This is a genomic window from Streptomyces sp. NPDC003077 (genome assembly GCF_040611095.1).
Classification (GTDB): Bacteria; Actinomycetota; Actinomycetes; order Streptomycetales; family Streptomycetaceae; genus Streptomyces.
Window position 1 is genome coordinate 75,393 of the sequence record NZ_JBEXNM010000001.1, and the last position, 19,981, is coordinate 95,373.

Here is a 19,981-nt window from a genome sequence, read left to right on the forward strand (position 1 = left end):
CGGGCGATCCTCTCTCAGACGATGGATACACGGGAGACCCGCAGACGCACCGGACAGCCGTACGTCGGCGCTCTGGCGTGAAAAGACGTCGAGCGAGCACGATGCGTAAGGCGTGCGGGGCGGGTCCGCTGAGCCCGCGTGATCAGGGAGGAATTCTTGTGCTTGGTTTGAAAGCCGTCGATTTCGAGGACCTGGACGAGTTGGACCTGCTGGATCTGAAACTGCATGCGACGGCTGATTTGGGACCTCTCTGGAAGAGGCTCCGACAGGAGGCTCCCGTCTGGTGGCATCGCCCGCGTGGAGGTGTTCCCGGTTTCTGGGTGGTCACCCGGTATGCCGACGTGCTGGGCATCCTCAAGGACCACAGGAGGTTCACGGTCGCTCAGGGCAACATGCTGGGAACCCTCCTGCACGGGGGCGACACCGCCGCCGGCCGGATGGTCGCCGTGTCGGACGGCCGGTGGCACGCAGGCCTGCGGCGGCTGATGCTCTCGGGTATCGGACCCAGGGTGCTCGACCTGGTCAAGGACACGATCGAGACCACGACGCGTGACCTGGTCGGCAGGGCACTGGAGCGGGGCGAATGCGACTTCGCCCGGGATGTCGCGGCGCAGATCCCCCTGACCGCGATCTGCGAACTCCTGGGGGTGCCGCAGCAGGACCGGGCCCGCGTCCTGGAGCTGACGAACCAGGCGATGCTGTCCGGCGGCGCCGAGGAACCCGACGTCGAGATCCGCGTGGCCCGCAGCCGGATCCTGCAGTACTACGCTGGCCTGGCGGCCGTACGCGGCGACGCGCCGGGCAGCGACATGGTCAGCCTCCTGGCCACTAGTGAGGTCGACGGGCGCCGCCTCACGAAGGAGGAGGTTCTCCTCAACTGCTACAACCTCATCGTCGGCGGAGACGAGACAGCGCGGCTCGCCATGAGCGGCGGACTGCTCGCACTGACGGAGAACCCGGAGCAGTGGCAGCGGCTGCGCGCGGATCCCCGCCTGGTCGACCCGGCGGTCGAGGAGATCCTCCGGTGGACCTCGCCAGCCTCGCACATCGGGCGGACCGCCCTGTCCGACGTGACCTTGCACGGTGAGGTGATACGGGCGGGCGATGTGGTGACCGTGTGGAACGTCGCGGCGAACCGCGACGAGCGGGTGTTCTCGGAGCCCGACCGCTTCGACATTGGGCGCTCTCCGAACCGGCACCTCACCTTCGGTCATGGCCTGCACTTCTGCATCGGAGCGGTGCTCGCTCGGCTGGAACTGCGAACGATGCTCCGCGTCATGCGCGAGCAAGTCTCCTCGGTGGAGGTCCGGGGTGAGGTACGGCGCATTGAGTCGAACTTCATCACAGGTGTCAGCAGTCTTCCGGTGACACTCAACAAAGCCGAATCGGCCTGATCACGGCGTGCAAGAGTGGAGAACCGCGTCGACGGCCAGCGCAGCGAAAAGCAGCGTGAGGTAGGCGATGGATCCGTGGAAGAGCGCCATGGTCTGCGGATCCAGGTCTCGTCGCACGGCACGGTGAATGCTGTGTACCTTGACGAGAAAAGTGCCACCCAGAGCGATCGACAGCACGCCATAAATGGGTGTAGTGGGGGCAAGTGGCCATACGGCGACCGAGGAGAGCACCATGAGCCAGCTGTGCACGATGCTCTCGGCCAGGACACGCCGGCTGGAAGCCACTACCGGTAGAACGGGAATGTTGGCCCTGGCGTAGTCGTCCTTGTACTTCATGGCGAGAGCCCAGAAGTGCGGCGGCTGCCAGAAGAAGACGATGAGGAAAAGGCAGAGCGCGGTCCACGACAGGGACCCGGCGACGGTTGCCCAGGCGATCAGCACAGGGGCAGAGCCGCATAGGCCGCCCCACAGCGTGCTCTGCGGTGTCCGCCGCTTCAGCAACAGGCTGTAGACCAGCGCGTAGTAGCCGATTGCGCAGAGGGTGAGCGCCGCGGCGAGGACGTTGGACAAGACGAGGAACAGGCCGACGGACACCGCACCGAGGCACGTTCCGAAAATCAGCGCCGCGCGGGGGCCGACCTGATGACGGGCCAGCGGACGGTTTCTGGTTCTCTCCATCAACTGGTCGATGTCACGGTCGATGAAGCAATTGAACGCACCGGCACTGGCCGCCGCACCGGCTCCGCCCACAACAACGACGAGTAAATCGGAGAGTGAAGGGAGTCCTCGGCTTACCACGAAGAGAGTGGGGACGGCCGAGACTAGCAACAGCTCAACTATGCGCGGCTTGCAGAGAGACAGATAAGCGCCCGCGATGTCCCTGAGGGATGACCGGGTCAGCGGAGCGTCGAGAGGTCCGCTCGTAGCGATGTCGTTGACGTCGGTGATGGTCAGTCTTGTCTCGCTGTTCAGCGTGCTCAATTACGCGGCCGCCTTTCGGACTACGTGGCTCCTTGGAAGGGCCGTTGAGGCGCCACTGAGCATCCAGTAGGCTTTCTCTAGCGTCAAGATGCGAGTGTATCTATGTGGGCCGTTCCCACGTCCGCTGTCCGCCGGTCGCAATCCACGAGTCCGTGTCTCTCGGCGTCTTCATCCTTGGGGTGAGCTACAACGCCATTTCCCAACCGACTTCCAGTGTCCGGCAGAGGCGCAAGTAAGTCAGCAAAGCGGTGCCGAACCGCGGTAGCTTCGTCATCAGATGCTGGGGCAGGGGCGAGCGCGCCTGAACTCAGCGCTGCCGCACGGTCGGGTCGGCGGCGCCATCGTCCGCCGGAAGATGGCCGTGCCGTTGGTACGGCATCTCATCAGGGTGCTTCTCAAGCCGGGTACGCCGCCATGCCGCGTCGAAGGAGAGATTCCCCTGGCTGGCCCCTGCCAGCCGCCACGCACGCCAGCTAGTCCACGGAGCAAGCAGCCACTGCCACACGGATGTCCTCACCGAACCACCACTCCCGCGAGCCCGAGGTGGATGTTCGCCGCCGTCCTCACGATGCACCCGCCGGATCGCCCGCGGCGTGCCCGTTGAGCAGGGACTGCGCCTTCGCGGCGTGGTGTGGTCGCTGGGCGCTGTCCATGCCGGCGGCCAGGAGGGTGAACAGCATCTGCTTTTGGGTGTGGTCGGGGAAGCTGGCGAGGAATTCGCGCAGCACTCCGACGGCTTCGTGCTCGACGGTCCGTTCGTCCTCGGGGCGGTGTTGGGCGAACACCTCCGCGACCGTGTTCACCTTGTCGGCGAGGGCGGGGAGTTGAGACCAATCGGCGTTGTCCCGCTCGATCCATCGCACCAACAGGGCTGCGGGATCGGCCAGTTCCACGGCGAGAGCATCGGTCCTCTGCCGTCGAAGGATGTCGGTCACTGACTGCTGGCGCTGAGCAGCCAGCAGAGCGGTTACGGCGGCCCGGTCGTCCGGCAGCAGATCGAGTGTGAGCTCGGCCGTGAACTCGACGGGAGGGTTGGTCGGCAGTTGACGCAGTCGGGCGAGGTGCTGGCCGCAGACATCCCGCGCCGAGGCGAGGTCCGCCGGGTCGCATCTCTTCGAGACCTCGCCCGCAGCGTCCCTGAGCGTGGTGCGCACTGCCCCTGCGATTTCCTCGACCGGGCCTGGGTAGGGCGGCTCGGTCAGGACCGTGGCCGTGATCCGGGCGGTGAAGCCGATCCCGGGGCATGCGCTGCGCAGCCGGACCTCGAAGCGGGCCAGGCCACGCCGGACCGCTGTACGCGCACGGCGGCGCGACCATCGCGTGGAGGCCATGGGTCAGGCCTCCGCCGAAGCGCGCTCGTGCGTGGCGACCAGGGACGACAGCGCTGGGGGCAGCCGTAGTTCCTTGCGCAGATCGATGACCGCTTCGCCATCGGCGACTCCCGGCTCACCGAAGATGAGGGCTGAGACCGGAGTGGCGTACAGGCGCTCCAGAATGATCTGGTTGAGGAGTTCCGTCATGAGCTCGGTCGGTACGTCTTCCGTCTTGCGCACCTCGGCCCAGGCGGCCAGCAGTTGCCGGCAGTCACCTTCGACCCGAGGGTCGGCCAGGGCCGCGTTCCAACCGTCGACGAGCGCTTCCCTGATGTCCTGCTTCTGCTCGGCCGCGGCCAGCATGACCTGCAGAACGTACGGGTCCACGCGCGGATCAAGCAGCGACAGGAACGCCCGGTGCCCCGCCAAGAGCTTCTTCTCCGTGGCCCACTTGATGACCGTGCTCCACACACGAGGCAACTGGCCCTCGCGGGCAGCGATGTCCCGCAGCGCCGCCTGCGCCGTCCGTACGGCCTCGTCCGGCTCGGGCCGGTCCAGGATGTGACGCAGACGGACGAGGGCCTGGCGCGGGTAGTGCCGGGCGAATTCGCCCTGGCAGACCAGGGCGACGACGGTCGCCACGGCTTCTGAATCGTCCTGAGCCGAGTCCAACAGCAGGCTACGGACTGCGGCGCCCAACGTGGCCGACTCGGCGGCGACCGTCAGGAAGCGGGCGATCAGCGCGCGGTGCCCGGGACTGTCGGCTCCGTTGTCGATCCATGCGTGGACCTTTTGGACGACCCGGACGTCGTTCTCGGCGATGGCCAGCTCGACGAGGAGGTTGCTGATGGCGGCGAGCCGGTCAGCACCTACCGCCTTCTGGGAGGTGATTACGTCCAGCCACTTCAGCAGGTGCGGGTGGAGATCGGCGCGCTGCTGCCAGAGGTGGAGCAGGACGGCTCGGGCGTATCCGGGCTTGTGGTCCAGCGACACGGTCCGCCCGGTGACCTCTGCGCCCATCGCTGTCAGCCGACTGGTCAGATCAGGGCCCGTCAGGATCGTGCGTACGTTCGTCTCCGGGGATTCGCCCAGCAGCGCCCGAGCACCGTCCTGAACCGTCAGGGCGTCCTTGCCGTTGAGGAACAGAGCAGAGATCAGCAAGGCTCGGTCATCCGGGTTGTTCTCGGTCGCAGAGAAGACGTCCCGCACGTCGGTGCGCCATTCCTGGAAGGCGCTCAAGGCTCTCTTGAGGCCCTCTGGGGAGTCTTCTGCGACGGCAAGTTCGGCGGCCAAGTCGGCTGCGTCCGCAGGGCGGCTGCCGTCGGTCAGCTGCTGCGCGGCTTCCTTGGCCAGGCCGGTGTCCGACGCTGTGGCGGACAGCCACGGCAGACGGCCCGGCTGACGGTGCAGGTACTCCAGATGCGACCTGGCAACGCGGAGAGCGGACGGCCGGGCCACGGCACGGACGACGACGCCCGCGACCGCTCCTGAAACTGCCTCAGGCCAGCCGTGTTCGTCGGCGATCACGACGAGGAACGAACCCGAGAACCTCAGCTCCTGCGCGTAACTCACCAGCTGCTGAGCAACCGAGCCGGGATTCTGCCAGGCGCTGATCTCCGCAGCCACGTCCAGCAGATAGCCCGTGCCCGGTTCACTGGGAAGCTCAGCGATGTCCGGGGAGCCGGGCTTCTCCCAGTCGGGCACGATCTCCTGAAGCTTGAGCGACTGCCCCCGGGACACCTCCCACAACGCCTTGATCCCGGCAGCTCGCTTCCCATATCCGGGCGGGCCCGTGACGACCGCCAGACGAGGCCCCTCCCCGGTGAGATGGGCGATGGCTTTCTCCGCGGTCCGCACGGGCTCGTCGCGCACATCCAGCTCCACCCACGCCCGTCGTACGGCGTCGAGATCGGCCTGCGGGATGTGGACCACCGGCAATTGCGGCTTGTCCTTCATCGTGATGGAGCCGGCCGCAATGATGATCTTCGAGTTCTGGTTGCCGCCCACCTTTACCTGGAAACCGGGTGTCGGCGAGGTGACAGGAAGGGGAGGCGGTGGCGGCGGGACGGCCCCCGGGAAGGTCTCCTCGCTCACCGGCTCTGCTCCGGCGCGCGGTAGTGGAAGCCGCCCGAGGCGTTGATGTCGCCGCCCGAGACGACGACCATGCTGTCGGTGTTGTGGTGCACCCTCGTCCGCGCCCCATCGCCGTCGTTTGCACCCTTGACCTGGTCAACCAGGTCCTGAAGCTCCTGCGCTGCATCCGGATGCTTCTGCAGAAACGCTGCCAGCTGGATCATCAGCTCGTTCCGCAGCCGGTCCTCTACCGATCCGCGCTCGCTCTCCGAGCTGTCGACAAGCCGTTGCCGCGCGGAATCGATCAACCGCAGCTCCTGCGCGGCGCTCTCCTCGCCACCCCGCCGGAAGAGCCGGGCCACGCCGACCCGCATGGACTCCCACGTGCTCTTCGCCATCTCGGCGACCAGGGCACCGGCCCCCAAACCCGCGACCTGCATGATGTCCAACGCGTCCCCCATGGTCATGGTCGTTTCCCCTGCTCGGCGGGCGGGCAGGGGGCGGCGGCATATTCGACACATCAGGGTGGATCTCGGCGTGAGAGTCGGCAATCGAAAGTATTTGCCACATACCGGAATGAGTAACTGCCAAGCAGACAGATCCGGCCGGTTCGGATTCGAGGCGCGCAGTGCTGTGCTGAGCAAGCCTCCGTAAACCCCAGGATGGGCCGCGGTTCAGTTTTCAGCTACGGCGCAACTTGGCCAAGCGCCACTTTGAGTAATTGTCCGGAAGTAGGGCGAGCTGGTGTGAGCAGAGTGAGCGCGGTATACGCACGATGACGGAGGGACTGCCCTCGGCATCGACCAGGACGGCCTGGTCCGATGACTGATGGGCATCGCTTACCACCGGCGTGACTGTCGGCACGCTTCGGCTCTGGAAAGCCGGCGTGGTGTGCACCAGGCCGGAAGCCCGCCGCAGCAGCAGGATGAGTGCATGCAAGTTCCTCAGATTGGAAGCGGCCGGCCTGCCTGGCAGGTGCTGGATCGACTCCGTGCCGTCGGGCCGGGCTGGCATCTCCTGCTCCTGCGACTGCACGAGCAGATCGTCACCGTCGATCCGGGCTACCGAATCGATGACCTGAAGGAAAAGCTCAGCGCGGTCCGCGTCCGCATCTCCGGTGCCGCCATGCCTCCCGATATACGGGGCCTGGTCCTTTCAGCTGAGGTTCGGTCCGCGACGATCTGCGAGTTCTGTGGGCATCCTGGACGCCGTCGGCGGCGAGGGGACGCCGAATTCGGATGGACCCAAGCGGTGTGTGACAGCTGCCACACCGCATGGTCGGATCACTCCATCGTGATCGTCAACGGAGTGGCCCGGCACCGGCCGACGCCGTGAGGCAGCTGCTCGCAGTGGCCGAGCCTTCCTCCCTGCAGCCCGGCTGGAGGAGCTTGCGCTGGCGCGCCGGGTCGAGGAGTCGCTGCGATGTACCGGACGGGGTGGTCGAATCCCGCCCGGCTGTACGGTGCGGCCTCAGGGGTGGCTGCCTCCGTCGGCCCGTTAGTCGTCGTTGCTGCGGCTGATGCGACGCGTTCTCAGCAGACCGGTGCGCTCGGTGCGGTAGCCGACGGCCGTCAGTGCCTTGATGCCGCGCTCTTCGAGGCTGCGCCACTTCTTGCCGCTGGCTTCGACGGCCTCGCGCACGGCCTTACCCATCCCCTTGGGGACGGACTCGATCAGCTGAGGCAGATACTGGATGGCGAGTTCGGCGGATCCCTGGTTGCCCTCGAGCATGGGCAGGAGGATCGTCTGGATCAATTCGCGGCGGGCGGCTGGGTTCGTGACGTGCGCGGCCCGCCACAGGTCGAGAACGGCGCGGCGGTCGGGATTCCTTGAGGCGCGGGCGTACCGCTCGATCAGCAGTTCGGCCGTAAGGGCGTCCGGAAGCGATGGCCATCCGGCCGAGGTCAGCATCTGCGCCGGCAGTCGAGTGCCCGGGCCTGCCAGCAGATCTCTCCAGAAGCCGGCCTGGTCCTGCGCGGGCAGAGCAGCCAGCCGTGACGCCACTGCCTGAAGCAACGCAGCGTCGGCTTGCATCGGCGACAGTTGCCGCAGGCTTGCCGAGACGGCCTTGAACAGATCCGATGCCGAAGACTGTTCGAGCGCGATCCACGCGGCCAGTGTTTCGCCGGCGTACTCAGGACGGCGTCTGGCGTAGTCGGCCATGTCGGCCGCCGTCGGCAGCGGCTGAAGACCGTCCCTGTCGACGCCGCCGGTCACCAGCAGGTGGCGAGCCCGGACCTGCAGGCGGGTGTGCTCATTCCCGGGCAGCCAGCCGCCCTCATCAAGTGCCGTTACCAGAGCGCGGGCTTCCTCGGGGGCCAACGGAGCAGGACCAGGAGAACTCAGGTCACGCAGGCAGTCGTTCACGAGGGACTCGATGTAGGTCACGATCGTGCTGTCGTCGGAAACGAGGAGGCTCTCCCCGTCGGCGAGCAACTCGGCGACATTTGCCGCCTGATGGCGGACAAAGGCCGCACGCTGCAGTAGCCCGCTGTTCTCCAGTGGCCGAAGCGCGTCGAGCAGCCGCAGTTGGTCCTCGGCTTCCTCGTCGGTCGAGGGTCGGGACAGCGAAGGCAGGACGAAAGGAGTGATGTGCGGATGCCGGCCCGGAGGCTGGTCGTCGAAGAGCCTCATGAAGCTGTCCGCGGCGCGGCCGATCTCCTCGGGTTTTGGACTGCTGTCGGGCTTGCTGGCCAGTGACCATAGCTTCTTCAGCGGAGTGTCGAACTCGACGGTCCTTTCGGCGATGGATGATCGCGGATCCAGCAGACCCAGCCACGTCGGCCAGTGGTTGATCGAACGTTGGTGGACGCTGGACAGCACCGCCCGGGCCAAGGCGGTTTCCCGCACTACGGGGATATCGTTCGCGTTCCGTTCCACGATGTCCCGGCCCGATTTGCTGTCCAACGCCAGCAGCAGTCCTACTACGGCGTGTGCCGCTTCGGGACATTCCTGGCACCAGTGCTCCAGAAGCTTCTCCAGCCTCCGCAACGCCTCGTCGGGAGATGCCGGCTCTGTAGGCGCAGCCGGCGGTACAGCTGTCGGCTGGCCTTGCGCTTTCGTCCATTCTTCGTGCGTCTCGATCAGCGCCCGCAGTTCCTTGGCGATGTGGGGCCCGACCTGCTCCATGAGGATTGCTGCTTGAGAAGAGGAGAGTTCCGCAAGCATGTCAGCCATGTCCTCCTTCTCTCCCAGCAGATGATGCGACACCAGCTGTTGCACGAGTCCGGGGTCTGCTGCGAGGGCTGGCTCGACCTGGCGCATCACCATGGCGGCTGTGGCGGAGTTGTCTCGGACGGCAGAGTGCTGCAGGACGATCGTGCGCATCTCGACTGCCGCCGGACAGTCGCTTGCCACTGCCAGCCGCCAGCATCCGGGCAGTACCTCGTCCGGCAGTGCGTGCGGGGAATTCGTCAGGATCGGGGTGAGTGTCTCGACCGCGGTGTCCGCCGTGCCGTCCAGGGAGACAGCTGTGTCACCGCAGACGGCCAGGACGGCATGGGCAACGTTCTCCTCCTCCAGACCGATCGCGTCCCGTGCCTGCTGTAGGAGTAGAGCCAGCGCGGCAGAGCGGTCCTCGGCCGGAAGACCGCCGACGGAGGAGAGCACCGCGTCCAAATCGGCGTTCTGGGCCTGCTGCTCCAATGTCTCGGCCACAGTGGCAGGCAGTTGGAACACGCTGCCGCTGGTCTCCATGAAGATCAGATCACGGCCCGGGCCCAGCACGTTCCGTGTCTTCTTGAGATAGGCCACCAGTTGCTGGCCGTGGTGCTTTCGGACGTCGGCCGCCTTCTTGTCCTCGTCCTCGTTCTCGTGCTCGTCAAGGTCTTCAGGGTTACTGAGATGCTGGTCGACGGGTGCGTCGAGGTTCGCGTAGCGGCGGGCGGCGTCCTTGACCTGCTCGCTCACGGGGAAGCCCAGATCGGCCTCGGGGTTGGCACCCAGCGCCAGTACGAAGGCGCACAGCCGGTGGTCGAGCAGCAGATCCCTGGCGAACAGCGGGAACTCCATCCGAAGGCAGACCAGTTTGGCGATCTCCTCCACCCGCGTGGCGGGGTCAATCTCCAACAGCCCGTCCGCAGCCCGCCGCTGAGCCAGCCGGTACGTCAGGACGAATGTGTTCAGCAGCGCCTTGACCCGGCGGGGACTGCGCACATGCGAGGGCACGAGAATGCTCACCACAAGGTTGACGTCCACTGCCGCCCACACGCCACCCCGCCCACGAACCAAATCGGCGGAGAAGCTGGTCACCTTCGACACCAGCAGCGGAGGGAGACTGAGCTGGTACTGGAACACCTTGTCCAGGTAGCCGCTTCCGCTGCTGTAGTACGGGTTGACGGCATCCTGGGGCGTGGCCTGTTCCAGAGCACGCGTGAGTGCCTCTTCCAAAACCTGCTGGTCGGCGGCGACGACGAAGACGCAGCGGTCAGCTCCCAGGAACGTGCGCAGGGCGTCCAGCGTCGCCACGACATCGGAGGGCTTACAGCGGTCCAGTTCATCGACGAAGACAACGAGCCGTTCTACGCGGGAGTGCGTGACGAGGTCGGCGAAGAGCCTTTCGAACTGCTCGTCACTGTCGGCTGCCTCCGTCTTGTGCTCGCGCGTGAGGGTCCGCGAGACCAGGACCATCAGAGACGTCAACAGGGCCGCTGGCGCGATACCCGCCTTCAGTGCTCCAGCCAGCATGTTGGCGAACGTCGGTCGGAAGGCCCCTCCGTGCAACCAGGCAAAGAGCGCCATCGTAACGGCGAAGAAGGCGACAACAGCGCCGAACATCCAGCCGAACATCTTCAGCAGGCGCCATACTGCGCCCCGCTCGAACTGAAGCTTCACGGCGACCCGTCCGCCATAGAGTTCGTCGTGGAACTTCGCGTCCTTGATCCCCAGGGCGGTGGCGACCGCGATGATGAAGTTCCTGCGCAGCGGGTTTTCCGCGTACTTGAAGGCGTCGAACCGCACAAAGCGCACGTCCCGTTGCTTCTCCAGCAGCCCCTTCCGGAGATTTGCTACGCCTGACTTGCCGCTGCCCCAAGGCCCCCATACGGCGATGTTGGTCGGCGTGGGGACGGACAGCACCACGTCGTACAGCTGCTCAGCGATGTGGCTGTGAGCCAGCCGGTCACCCTGGGTGTTGTCGGCCTCGCGGCCCCGGATCAGGTCGTCCGGCTCTATACGGCTGCTGTCCCCTTGTGCCACTGCTGCCCCGCTCTCGGGCTTGTGCCCACGTCCCCCTGAAGTGCGCGGTCTGTACCGGTACTTCACCTGGGTAACACGATAAACGGCACCACCGACAACGGGTCGTTCCAGCGTTCAGATGTCTGCTTGGCAGCACACGGCGGGCCTTTGGCCCCAGATGTCGTCGACGTTGGCTCGACCAGTTGTGACTGGCCACTGCCAAGGATCGTCGAGGGACCTTGTCCCCCGTGTCCCTGGGGCGGGACCTGTCAGCGTCCCTTATTCAGTCCCGCTGGCATCGTCGTCACCTTGAACTGCGAGCCGTGCCTGCCGGGCCACATCGAGTTCGTCACGCACACGGCCCCTGCGCCATTCAGGGAACTCTGCCAGCAGCAGCCACCTTCCGACATCGGGGTCCGGCCCGGTCACAAGCCAGGTGGGAACATCGATCAGCAGACCGCGCAGACACATGTCCGACGTGCCACCGGACCGGGGGCCCAGGCGAGCATGGAAGGCGATGATCAGCTGTGGGTGCTCCCGCAAGAGCATCCGGGTGTTCCGCTCGGGCCCGGCCGAGCGCCAGGTCCTCGGGTTCGCGCGTCGTGCGGCCTGCCAGTCCACCGGGTGACAGCGATGGCGGTCATCACCGAGTCCGTTCCGTTCGCACCAGACGTGCGCCGCCCAGTCCGCACCTGACGCGGCGCCGTCGATCACGACGAGCCGATCTCCGTGACGCGCCTCCAGGCGGTCCAACACCGCGACGACCGTGCCGGGCCAGGCCCACCACCGGTCGCCGCACACCAGTACGCGGGGATCAGCCAGTTCCATGCGGGTCCCCGTCCTCCCCGGCCTCGATATCGGCCGGCGTCTCCTGAACTGCTTCGTCGTGCGGCGTGAAGGACGAGGAGTCGGTCTTCCGCGCCTCACATTCCGCAATCGCGAGAGCGTCTTCGAGTCCCCTCAGTTCCCGCTCGCTGATCAGTGAGGCAATGGGCCCGGTGACGTCGGTGAAGACGATGCGCGTTCCGGAATTGGAGATCCTTCGGAAAAGGTCTCCGAGTGACGTGGGCAGTCGCGAAACGGGAACGTGGTCCGGGACGCTCGGCGGTGAATCCAGCCAAGCGCAGGTGTGGAGCATGAAATTCAACGCGCATCCCTGACGGGCTGCTTCCGTGGAACGATCGCGAGCCAATGCTTCTTTGATCGCCTGGCTCAAGAATTCCTCTGTGCTCTTTCCCGATGCTTTGGCCCAGGCGCGGATTCGCCTCTTCACTCCAGGTGCGAAGGGGATGCTCATCCGTAGCATCCCGTCCGCGCCTGGGAAGAAAGTGCACAGCACGTCAATGGGAAGGGAGTCCTGGAGTCGTCTCCATACCTGCCTGATGGCACGCTCCTCGTCTCGTGCAGATACGAGAACTGCGATGCTCTTTCCATCGGGTGACGATGCCATTGGCATGCCGCTGACCTGTCGCGCTGCTTTTAGCTCGACTCCGCGTACGGTCCGAGTCAGGATGATCTCGATTGCGTGCAGAGGCACAGGAACTCCAGATCAGTAGAGCGAGATGGGGCCGTCGGGAAGCCAACCTTCCACGTATCCGGCGACCAGAAGAGCTACGCCTTCAGGGGATACGTCACGATGGCGATTCTTGAGCTCGCCGATTTTCCACCGGGCGTGTGACGGAGACATTGTTTGAAACGAGTCCGACTCTTCCGCGCTGATCCGCACAACGTAAACCTGGGAAACGGTTTGCTGGTCATGTTCCCAGCAGTCCGACTCCCGTGTTTCGTGAACGCCGTAGAGGGATCCGAAGCGAGGGTTCCTGATGTGAAATCGCTCGGCGAGATGCTGAGTGGCTCCGTCCTTGAAACCTGTGCCGGCGGCGAGCAGCGTCTGTGGAACTGTCCAGCCGCCGCAGCACCCGCCGCACAGCATTAGGCGATCTTGGTCATCCAGGAGCAGGAGGAGGACGCGGCGGTCGACTACCGACGGGGCTGACGGAGCGTGGGAGGTTGCCATCAGGTCCAGGCTGTCGCCTGGCTACTCAAGTAGCAATCCGAATGCCGTCCCTCGGGTGACAGGTTCACTCGGGTAGTGCCAGATGTGCGCCACAGGCCGCGGCCTGCCCTCATCGGCGTGCACGCGTCGCACTGAATCCGGGCGTCGCACTGCACCCTGCGCACGCGCTATGAGCTGCGAAAACGCTGAAACGGCGTTTGAGATTCGAGGCTGTCGCGTTTTGGGGCGTCGCACGCCACCCGGTCTGACCTGCGGCGACGGAATTTTCCACACATCCCACGGAGGCGTGGGCAGGCCGATGAGACCTTGGCCACCGCGGACAGTGTAACGGGTGGCGTGCGCCCCGTACCGAGGGTCGGATATGGACTGCTCCTGTGCCGGGCCGGTGACAGGCGGTGCGAGTGGGGCCCGGCTCGCTGGATCGGTGCGGGATGAGCAGCGGGTGTGTTCAGGAGATGGGCGATCGGTGTGATGGTGTCGGCAGGCTTGGCCGCCGGAATGCGCTGGTTCTGCGCGCTGATTGAGGACGAGGTGACCGACATGACGGACAACGATGCGGTGCGGCGGGAAACCGTGGTGCTGAACGGCTTCGAGGGGACGCTGACCAGCCCGTCGTCCCGTGCGGAGGCGGCGCCCGCAGTGGTGTTCCTGCATCCGTTCGGCGCCTGGGACCGCACGGGGCTGTTGACGGACGAGGTGACGGCCAACGGGACCGTCCGGCTCTTCGACGATCTGGCGGCGGCCTGTGCCGCGCGCGGGGCCATAGCGTTTGGCTATGACAGCAGATTCGTCACGGAATCGCTCAACGACGGTGCGGGATCGGCCCGGCTGACCTTTACGGGCATGGTCGAGGACGCGGTGGCGGCGGTGAAGTGGCTCAGCGCGCACGAGGAGGTCGATCCCGCCCGCGTGTCACTGCTCGGGATCTCCATGGGGACCGAGGTCGCCCTCGCGGCGGCAGAGGAACTCGACGCCCCCCACCAGCTGATCCTGGTGGCCCCCGTGGCGGAGAACTACGCGGTACGCCGCCGGTGGATGAACCTCCAGCGGCACCAGGAATGGCTCGTGTCCGCTGGATACATCGACGCCGACGGGAACGTCGACCTGTCGGCGGCGGCGCGTGACACCTCGGGGCGCAGCGGCTGGTGGGACGACTTCGACCTCGATGACCGCCTGGGCAGCCGGGTGCCGGCCGAGCGGCTATGGGCGCACCTCACCGCCGCGTACGACGAAGCCACCCACCGGGCGCTGCACCAGGGCGACGAGTCCGGCCCGGCCTCCTTCTGGCAGGACTGGTCCGCGCAGCCGCACGCCTACCAGCGGGCGGCCCGCGTGCCGGGCCCGCTGTCCCTCCACGTCGGGGACGACGACTGGACCACTCCGCCGCGCCAGGCATGGCTGGTGCACCACGCCGCTACCGCACACGGGGTCGCGTCGTCCCTGCGCGGCTACCCCGGGCTGGGACACCTGATGTCCCGCCCGCACGCCGACGGCACCCGCACCTACGGGCCCTTCGCCCCTGAGGTCGTCGAGGCCCTCGTGCGCGACGTCACCGGTATCGCATGACGGGCCGATCTGCGCCCGGGGGTGACGAAGCCGCGTCCGGGTTCGCGCGGACCTGTTGCCGGGCCAGGCCGATGGGCGGGGGGAGCGCCACCAGTTGGGCCTGCGCGCCGTCGTGCAGGTCGCTTTCGATACGGCGGAGTTCGGCGCTGTGCGCCTCGACCGCGACGCCGATGAACAGCGGGCGGGTGTCCTGCCAGGAGCGGCGTAACCGGGCGGTGAGGGTGTCCGTGGGCGGCTGCCGGTGGCTTTCATGGCACCTTCCTGGTGGCTTCCGGGGGGAGGTTCCTGGGGCTTCTGTGGGGACCTTCCTGGTGGCGTCCGTGGGCAGATAGGCAACGGCTTCCACGGTTGGCCCCCAGGTGGCGACGGCTCGTCTTGTCGTCATGGTGCGCGGGGGTGGTGGCGGTGACGGTGCGGAGCGCCGTGGCTTCGCGTCGGCGGTGAGGAAGGTGGGGCGAACCCCCGGATCAGGGTGGTGGTAGCTGAACCCCTAGTGGGGGGTGGGCTCTCTTGTTGCCCATGAGTCCCTTCCGTAGCGTTCCGGAGGGCGTGCGGGAGGGTGATGGATGCCTTCGCGTGGATGCCTTGGGACAGGTGAGCGTGACGCGGGTGCGTACGGGAACGGGGACGGGGACAGGCGTGGGGATGGGCGGGGCAGGCGTGGGTGGGGCGCGTACGGAGGACGGTGGTGCCTCCTGGACGAGTGGGGTGCGGCGGCAGTGGGCCGGGGGAGGGGTGGCCCAGGAAGTCGTGCCCGCCCTGGAGTTGGACGCGGTGGTGCGCCGGTACCGGCGGGAGGGGGGAGCGTTCCACGCGCTGGACGGGGTGAGCGTGCGGGTGGCGCCGGGGCGGTTCCTGGCGGTCATGGGGCGGTCCGGGTCCGGCAAGACGACCTTCCTCCAGTGCGCGGCCGGGCTTGACCGGCCCACCTCGGGGGCGGTGCGGATCGCCGGGACCGAACTGTCGCGGTTGCGGGAGGCGGAGCTGACCCGGTTGCGGCGCGAACGCGTCGGATTCGTGTTCCAGTCGCTCAATCTCGTTCCGTCGCTGAACGTGTGGGAGAACGCCGCGCTGCCGCTGCTGCTGGGCGGCGCGAGACCCGACGACCCTTCGGTGCGCGCCAGGGCGCTGGACATGCTGCACGCGGTCGGGCTGGCCGACCGCGCGGCCGACTCGCCCGCGCGGCTGTCCGGCGGGCAGCGCCAACGGGTCGCGGTCGCCCGCGCTTTGATCACCGACCCGGAGGTGATCTTCGCGGACGAGCCGACCGGCGCGCTCGACCCGGTGACGGCCGCGGACGTGCTCTCGCTGCTGCGCGGGGCGGTGGACCGCGCGGGCCACACGGTCGTCATGGTCACGCACGACCCGGTGGCCGCCTCATGGGCGGACGAGGCGCTCTTCCTGGAGGCCGGAAAAGTGGTCGGCCATATGGAACGCCCGCAAGCCGCGTCTGTATCAGAGGCGTTCGCGCGCCTTGGGGAGCGGTGAGTCCGAGGTGTCGGTGAAGAGGGTGACGGTGGCGAAGGGCTCCCGGAGGGCCACTGACGGCCGTCGGGTGGCGGGTTTCCTGGCCGCGCGGTCGATACGGCTGCACCGCAAGGCGTGGACGGCGGTGTTCGCGGCGCTGGCGCTGACCTCGTTGATGCTGGGCGCCTTCGGGACGGCCGTCACCTCGGTGGCGCTCGGGCACGCGGCGGTGGAACGGTACGCCGCGACCGCCGCGGTGATCGCCGGCGACCAGCGGACGCGCCATACGTCCATGCCGTGGGGCTCCGAACCGCGTACGGAGACCGCCGCGCTCACCGAGCGGGTACGGGTGCCGCGTTCGGCACTGCCCCGGATCGAGGCGGTGCCCGGGGTACGGGCGGCCGTGGCGGATGACGCGTTCCCGGTGGAGCTGGGGAAGGGCCCGGCGGTGGGGACGGGCGCCGAGGCCGCTTCGGACGAGGCTCGGCCCACCTACGGCCACCCCTGGTCCGCCGCCGCGCTGGCGCCCTTCACCCTGCGGGCCGGGCGCGCGCCGAGTGGTCCCGGTGACGTGGTCCTCGACGGCGGGACGGCCGCGCGTCTCGGCGTCCGGGTCGGGGACGCGGTACGGGTACGGGCGTCGGGCGTCCCGGAGACGTACCGCGTGTCCGGGATCGCCGCTCCGGAAGGGCAGGATGCCGCTCCAGTAGGGGAGGACGGCGCTCCTGAAGGGCGGGGTGGTTCTTCTGAAGGCAGGGCCGGCGCTCCGGATGGTCAGGCCCCCGGCGAAGGACTGGCGCACCAAGAAGCGGTGTTCTTCAGCGACCAGCGGGCCCGGCACCTGGCGGGGCACCCCGACACCGTGGACGCCATCGGCGTGCTCGCCGCCCCCGGCGTCTCCGACGACGAGCTCTACCCGCGGCTGCGCGCGGCGCTGGACGGCGACCGTCCGGTCCGCAGCGTCGCTGCGGAGCACCGCAGCGAGGAGGACAACACCACCCTGCGCGTGCTGACCGGGAACGGGCGCGGCGAACCGGAGTTCCTGGAGGCGACGCCCGGCCGCAGCGACCTGTTGGAGGTGCTGGGCTCGCTGATCGGGGTCGTCGTCATGGTGGCCGGGCTCGTGGTGGCCTCCACGGTCGCGCAGGCGACCCGGCAGCGTGCCCGGGACCTGGCGCTGCTGCGGGCGGTGGGCGCCACGCCGCGGCAGGTGCGGTCCATGGTGGGCCGGGAGAGCGTACGGGTGGCCGCCGTGGCGGCGCTGTGCGGTGCGCTGGGGGCGGTGCCGGGGTACTGGCTGCTGGCCGGCGTGCTGCGGGGTGGCGGGGCGGTGCCGGACGGGCTGGTGCTGCCGTCGCCGGTGTGGATGTTCGCGGCACCGGTCGTCACCGCCGCGTTGACGGTGCTGGTCGCCCGGCTGGCCGCCGCAGCGACCGCCCGGCGGGCCGCCTCGGTGAGCCCCGCACGGGCGATGGGCGAGGCGAACGAGGCGCCGGGGCGGCCGGGACGCGGCCGGACCGTCACGGGCCTGGTGCTGCTGACGCTCGGCATCAGCGCGTCCGGCACGGCGGCCCTCCAGTCCGGTCAACTGGCGGCCATGGCGGCGAGCAGCGCCGTCCTCGTCCTGGTGATCGCCTGCGCGGTGCTCGGCCCCTGGATCGCGCGCGGCGGCGTACACGTCCTCAGCCGCCTCACACGCCGACGGGGCGGAGCCGGCGGCTACCTGGCGGCTGCCGCCGCGCGGGCCGACGTCCACGGCCTCGCCGCCGCCATCACGCCGATCGTGCTCGTCGTCGCCTTCATCGGCGTACAGCTCTCGGCCGGGGCGACGGCGGAGCGGCATGCCACCGCGCAGAGCGGGCAGGCGCTCCGCGCGCCGCTGACGGTCTCCGCGTCCGGACCCGGCATCCCCGAGGAGGCGCTGCACCGCATACGGGCGGTCCCGGGCGTGGCGATGGCCTCCGGGGTGCTGCGCAGCACGGTCGTGCTCGCCGACAAGGAAGCGGGCGACCCGAGGCTGGAACGGCTGCCGGTCCTGGCCACCGACCCGGCCGCGCTGCCGCGCACGCTCGACCCGGGCGCCGTGACGGGCGACCTGCGCGCCCTGAGGGCGGACACGGTCGCGGTGGGACGGGACCGCGCGCAGTCGCTCGACCTGAAGGTGGGGTCGCGGGTCCGGCTGCGGTACGGGGACGGCGTGGAGGCGACCCTGAAGGTGGCCGCTGTCTACGAGCGCGCACAGGCGCTCGGCGACTTCCTCTTCGCCCCCGGCGCGTTGGCGCCCCATATGGCCGTGCCCCGGCCCGTCCAAACACTGATCGCCCTCCAACCGGGTGCCGACGTCGGAGGGGTGCGGGACGCGGTGAAGCGAGTGATCGCGGACGTCGCGCCGGGTGCCGAGGTCGTGGCGCACCCGGCGGCCGGACACCTGCGGGACGGGGCGCGGGACGAGCGGCAGGGCCTGGGGCAGGTCGTCACGGTGCTCGCGGTGGGCGTCATCGGTGGGTACACCGTCATCGCCGTCCTCAGCACGCTGTCCCTCATCATGGTCGGCCGCCGCCCGGAACTCGTCCTCCTCCGGACGGTCGGTGCCGGACGGCGGCAACTCCGCCGAATGCTGTGCGCCGAAGCCACCACCGTCATCCTGACCGGGCTGCTGGTGGGAACGGTAACGGCCCTTCTCCCCCTCACCGCCTTCGCCGTGGCCGTGATCGGCGCACCCCCTTGGATGCCGTTGGCCCAGGTGTGTGCCGTGGTGGGTGTGGTGGCGGTGACGGGCCTGGCGGGGTATCTGCTGCCGGTGAGGGCGGTGTTGCGGGGGAGGGGCCAGGCCTGATGCGGGGGCGGGGCCGGGCTTGATGTCCGGTCGGGGTCCTGAGGGGCGTTGGGTTGTCGGTGGTCCCTGAGGGGGCTCTGGGGCGACCGTGGTCCTGAGGGTGCGCCGGTTCGCTCGTGGTCCTGAGGGTGCGCCGGGTCGTTCGTGAACCTGAGGGGGCGCCGGGTCGCTCGTGACCCTGAGGGTGCGTCGGGTCGTCGGTGGTCCTGAGGGATTGCCGGTTCGCTCGCGGCCCTGAGGGTGCGTCGGATCGTCGCCTTGCCGCAGGAGACGTGTCCGTCGGGCCGGGGCGGGCGTTGGCCTACGAAGAGAGGCCGCGGCGATCGGGTGGCGGCCACCGGCCGAGGAGGTACCGGCATGCGGGACGACGCGGGATCGCGAGCGGAACGGGGCGGCGAGGGGCGGGGCGTCCGAGTGGGCGGGGGGCCAGGGCCGCGGGGGAGCGAGGGGCCGGGAGGGAGCGAGGGGAAGCCGAAGAGCGACCAGCCCGGCCCGGCCTCGCCCCCTCACGACGACACCGACCCGGTGTCCCATCCCTTCGCGAACGACGAGAACGACTACCTGGTGCTCGTCAACGACGAAGGCCGTCACTCGCTGTGGCCCGGGTTCGCCGAGGTGCCGGCCGGATGGCGGGTCGTCTTCGGGCCGACGGGGCGTGTGGCGTGCGCGGACTTCGTCACGGACAACTGGACGGATATGAGTCCGCGACGACTGGCCGGCCAAGACCGGGCGTTGGACGATCAACCCGGACCGTTGATCGACCCACCGCGGTCGGCGGCCGACTGCTCCTGATCACGGACCGGCCACTTCCGACAACGGATCGGCCGGTCCCCGTGACCGGCCGACCGGCCCCGTCACCTTTTTCACGGCCCTGAAACGGGGCCCCTGGTCTCCGGCCCGCACGGCGGTAACAGCTCCCGTCGGCGATGGCGAGCGATGCCGAACGGCCCGGCGGCGATGCCGAACGGCCCGGCGGTGACGCCGAAGGGCACGGCGGTGATCCCGAACGGCCCGGCGGTGACGCCGAAGGGCACGGCGGTGATCCCGAACGGCACGGCGGTGTTGCCGAACGGCCCGGCGGACCAGCCAGCCCCGTGCCCGGCCCGCACAGGGGCAGGACAGCCGCCCCCGTCGGCGATACGGAAGGCCACGCCTCCCG

Annotated in this window: 16 protein-coding genes; 6 read left to right on the plus strand and 10 right to left on the minus strand. The window is 68.5% G+C overall.

Going from position 1 to position 19,981, the window contains the following annotated elements; translation table 11 throughout:
- Positions 1 to 320: 320 nt before the first annotated feature.
- Positions 321 to 1,394 carry a cytochrome P450 gene (locus tag ABZX96_RS00275; protein ID WP_355535269.1) on the plus strand — a complete coding sequence of 358 codons (1,074 nt, stop codon included), beginning with the start codon at positions 321 to 323 and terminating at the stop codon, positions 1,392 to 1,394.
- On the opposite strand, the gene ABZX96_RS00280 is transcribed toward ABZX96_RS00275, so the two are convergent.
- From ABZX96_RS00280 to ABZX96_RS00295, 4 genes are all read right to left on the minus strand, one after another.
- Positions 1,395 to 2,375 (minus strand): heme o synthase, encoded by a 981-nt coding sequence (locus tag ABZX96_RS00280; RefSeq protein WP_355535272.1) that lies wholly within the window; start codon positions 2,373 to 2,375, stop codon positions 1,395 to 1,397.
- A 563-nt stretch (positions 2,376 to 2,938) separates the two neighbouring features.
- Positions 2,939 to 3,706, minus strand: a complete 768-nt coding sequence (locus tag ABZX96_RS00285) for a hypothetical protein (protein ID WP_355535275.1) — start codon at positions 3,704 to 3,706, stop codon at positions 2,939 to 2,941.
- Between the two features lie 3 nt (positions 3,707 to 3,709).
- The gene (locus tag ABZX96_RS00290) at positions 3,710 to 5,695 is read right to left on the minus strand and encodes a hypothetical protein (RefSeq protein WP_355535278.1); all 1,986 of its coding nucleotides are present in this window, start codon (positions 5,693 to 5,695) and stop codon (positions 3,710 to 3,712) included.
- Positions 5,696 to 5,778: 83 nt separating this feature from the next.
- Positions 5,779 to 6,228, minus strand: coding sequence for a hypothetical protein (locus ABZX96_RS00295; protein WP_355535281.1), 450 nt, complete (start codon positions 6,226 to 6,228; stop codon positions 5,779 to 5,781).
- A 361-nt stretch (positions 6,229 to 6,589) separates the two neighbouring features.
- Between ABZX96_RS00295 and ABZX96_RS00300 the strand changes: the two genes are divergently transcribed.
- On the plus strand, positions 6,590 to 7,096 hold the full coding sequence (locus ABZX96_RS00300) for a hypothetical protein (RefSeq protein WP_355535284.1): 507 nt from the start codon (positions 6,590 to 6,592) through the stop codon (positions 7,094 to 7,096).
- Positions 7,097 to 7,258: 162 nt separating this feature from the next.
- Here ABZX96_RS00300 and ABZX96_RS00305 read toward each other — a convergent pair whose 3' ends face one another.
- The 4 genes from ABZX96_RS00305 to ABZX96_RS00320 form a co-directional block, all read right to left on the minus strand.
- Positions 7,259 to 10,957 (minus strand): P-loop NTPase fold protein, encoded by a 3,699-nt coding sequence (locus ABZX96_RS00305; RefSeq protein ID WP_355535287.1) that lies wholly within the window; start codon positions 10,955 to 10,957, stop codon positions 7,259 to 7,261.
- A 258-nt stretch (positions 10,958 to 11,215) separates the two neighbouring features.
- Positions 11,216 to 11,764 carry an SLOG family protein gene (locus ABZX96_RS00310; RefSeq protein WP_355535290.1) on the minus strand — a complete coding sequence of 183 codons (549 nt, stop codon included), beginning with the start codon at positions 11,762 to 11,764 and terminating at the stop codon, positions 11,216 to 11,218.
- A complete protein-coding gene (locus ABZX96_RS00315) occupies positions 11,751 to 12,233 on the minus strand; it encodes a hypothetical protein (protein WP_355535293.1) in 483 nt (160 codons plus the stop codon). Before ABZX96_RS00315 ends, ABZX96_RS00310 begins: the two co-directional genes overlap by 14 nt.
- A gap of 252 nt (positions 12,234 to 12,485) precedes the next feature.
- The gene (locus ABZX96_RS00320) at positions 12,486 to 12,953 is read right to left on the minus strand and encodes a hypothetical protein (RefSeq protein WP_355535296.1); all 468 of its coding nucleotides are present in this window, start codon (positions 12,951 to 12,953) and stop codon (positions 12,486 to 12,488) included.
- A gap of 540 nt (positions 12,954 to 13,493) precedes the next feature.
- Here ABZX96_RS00320 and ABZX96_RS00325 point away from each other — a divergent pair.
- Positions 13,494 to 14,519 (plus strand): alpha/beta hydrolase fold domain-containing protein, encoded by a 1,026-nt coding sequence (locus tag ABZX96_RS00325; RefSeq protein ID WP_355535299.1) that lies wholly within the window; start codon positions 13,494 to 13,496, stop codon positions 14,517 to 14,519.
- On the opposite strand, the gene ABZX96_RS00330 is transcribed toward ABZX96_RS00325, so the two are convergent.
- Positions 14,503 to 14,904 (minus strand): hypothetical protein, encoded by a 402-nt coding sequence (locus tag ABZX96_RS00330; RefSeq protein WP_355535302.1) that lies wholly within the window; start codon positions 14,902 to 14,904, stop codon positions 14,503 to 14,505. The genes ABZX96_RS00325 and ABZX96_RS00330 overlap by 17 nt on opposite strands.
- Before the next feature lie 260 nt (positions 14,905 to 15,164).
- Between ABZX96_RS00330 and ABZX96_RS00335 the strand changes: the two genes are divergently transcribed.
- The 3 genes from ABZX96_RS00335 (at position 15,165) to ABZX96_RS00345 (ending at position 19,614) form a co-directional block, all read left to right on the plus strand.
- Complete coding sequence (locus ABZX96_RS00335) at positions 15,165 to 16,007, plus strand: ABC transporter ATP-binding protein (RefSeq protein ID WP_355535305.1); 843 nt, start codon at positions 15,165 to 15,167, stop codon at positions 16,005 to 16,007.
- A 13-nt stretch (positions 16,008 to 16,020) separates the two neighbouring features.
- A complete protein-coding gene (locus tag ABZX96_RS00340; protein WP_355535308.1) occupies positions 16,021 to 18,822 on the plus strand; it encodes an ABC transporter permease in 2,802 nt (933 codons plus the stop codon).
- 525 nt (positions 18,823 to 19,347) lie between these two features.
- The gene (locus tag ABZX96_RS00345) at positions 19,348 to 19,614 is read left to right on the plus strand and encodes an MbtH family protein (RefSeq protein WP_355535311.1); all 267 of its coding nucleotides are present in this window, start codon (positions 19,348 to 19,350) and stop codon (positions 19,612 to 19,614) included.
- Positions 19,615 to 19,685: 71 nt separating this feature from the next.
- Here the strand turns inward: ABZX96_RS00345 and ABZX96_RS00350 are convergent, their stop codons facing one another.
- Positions 19,686 to 19,973, minus strand: a complete 288-nt coding sequence (locus ABZX96_RS00350; RefSeq protein WP_355535314.1) for a hypothetical protein — start codon at positions 19,971 to 19,973, stop codon at positions 19,686 to 19,688.
- Positions 19,974 to 19,981: the final 8 nt, after the last annotated feature.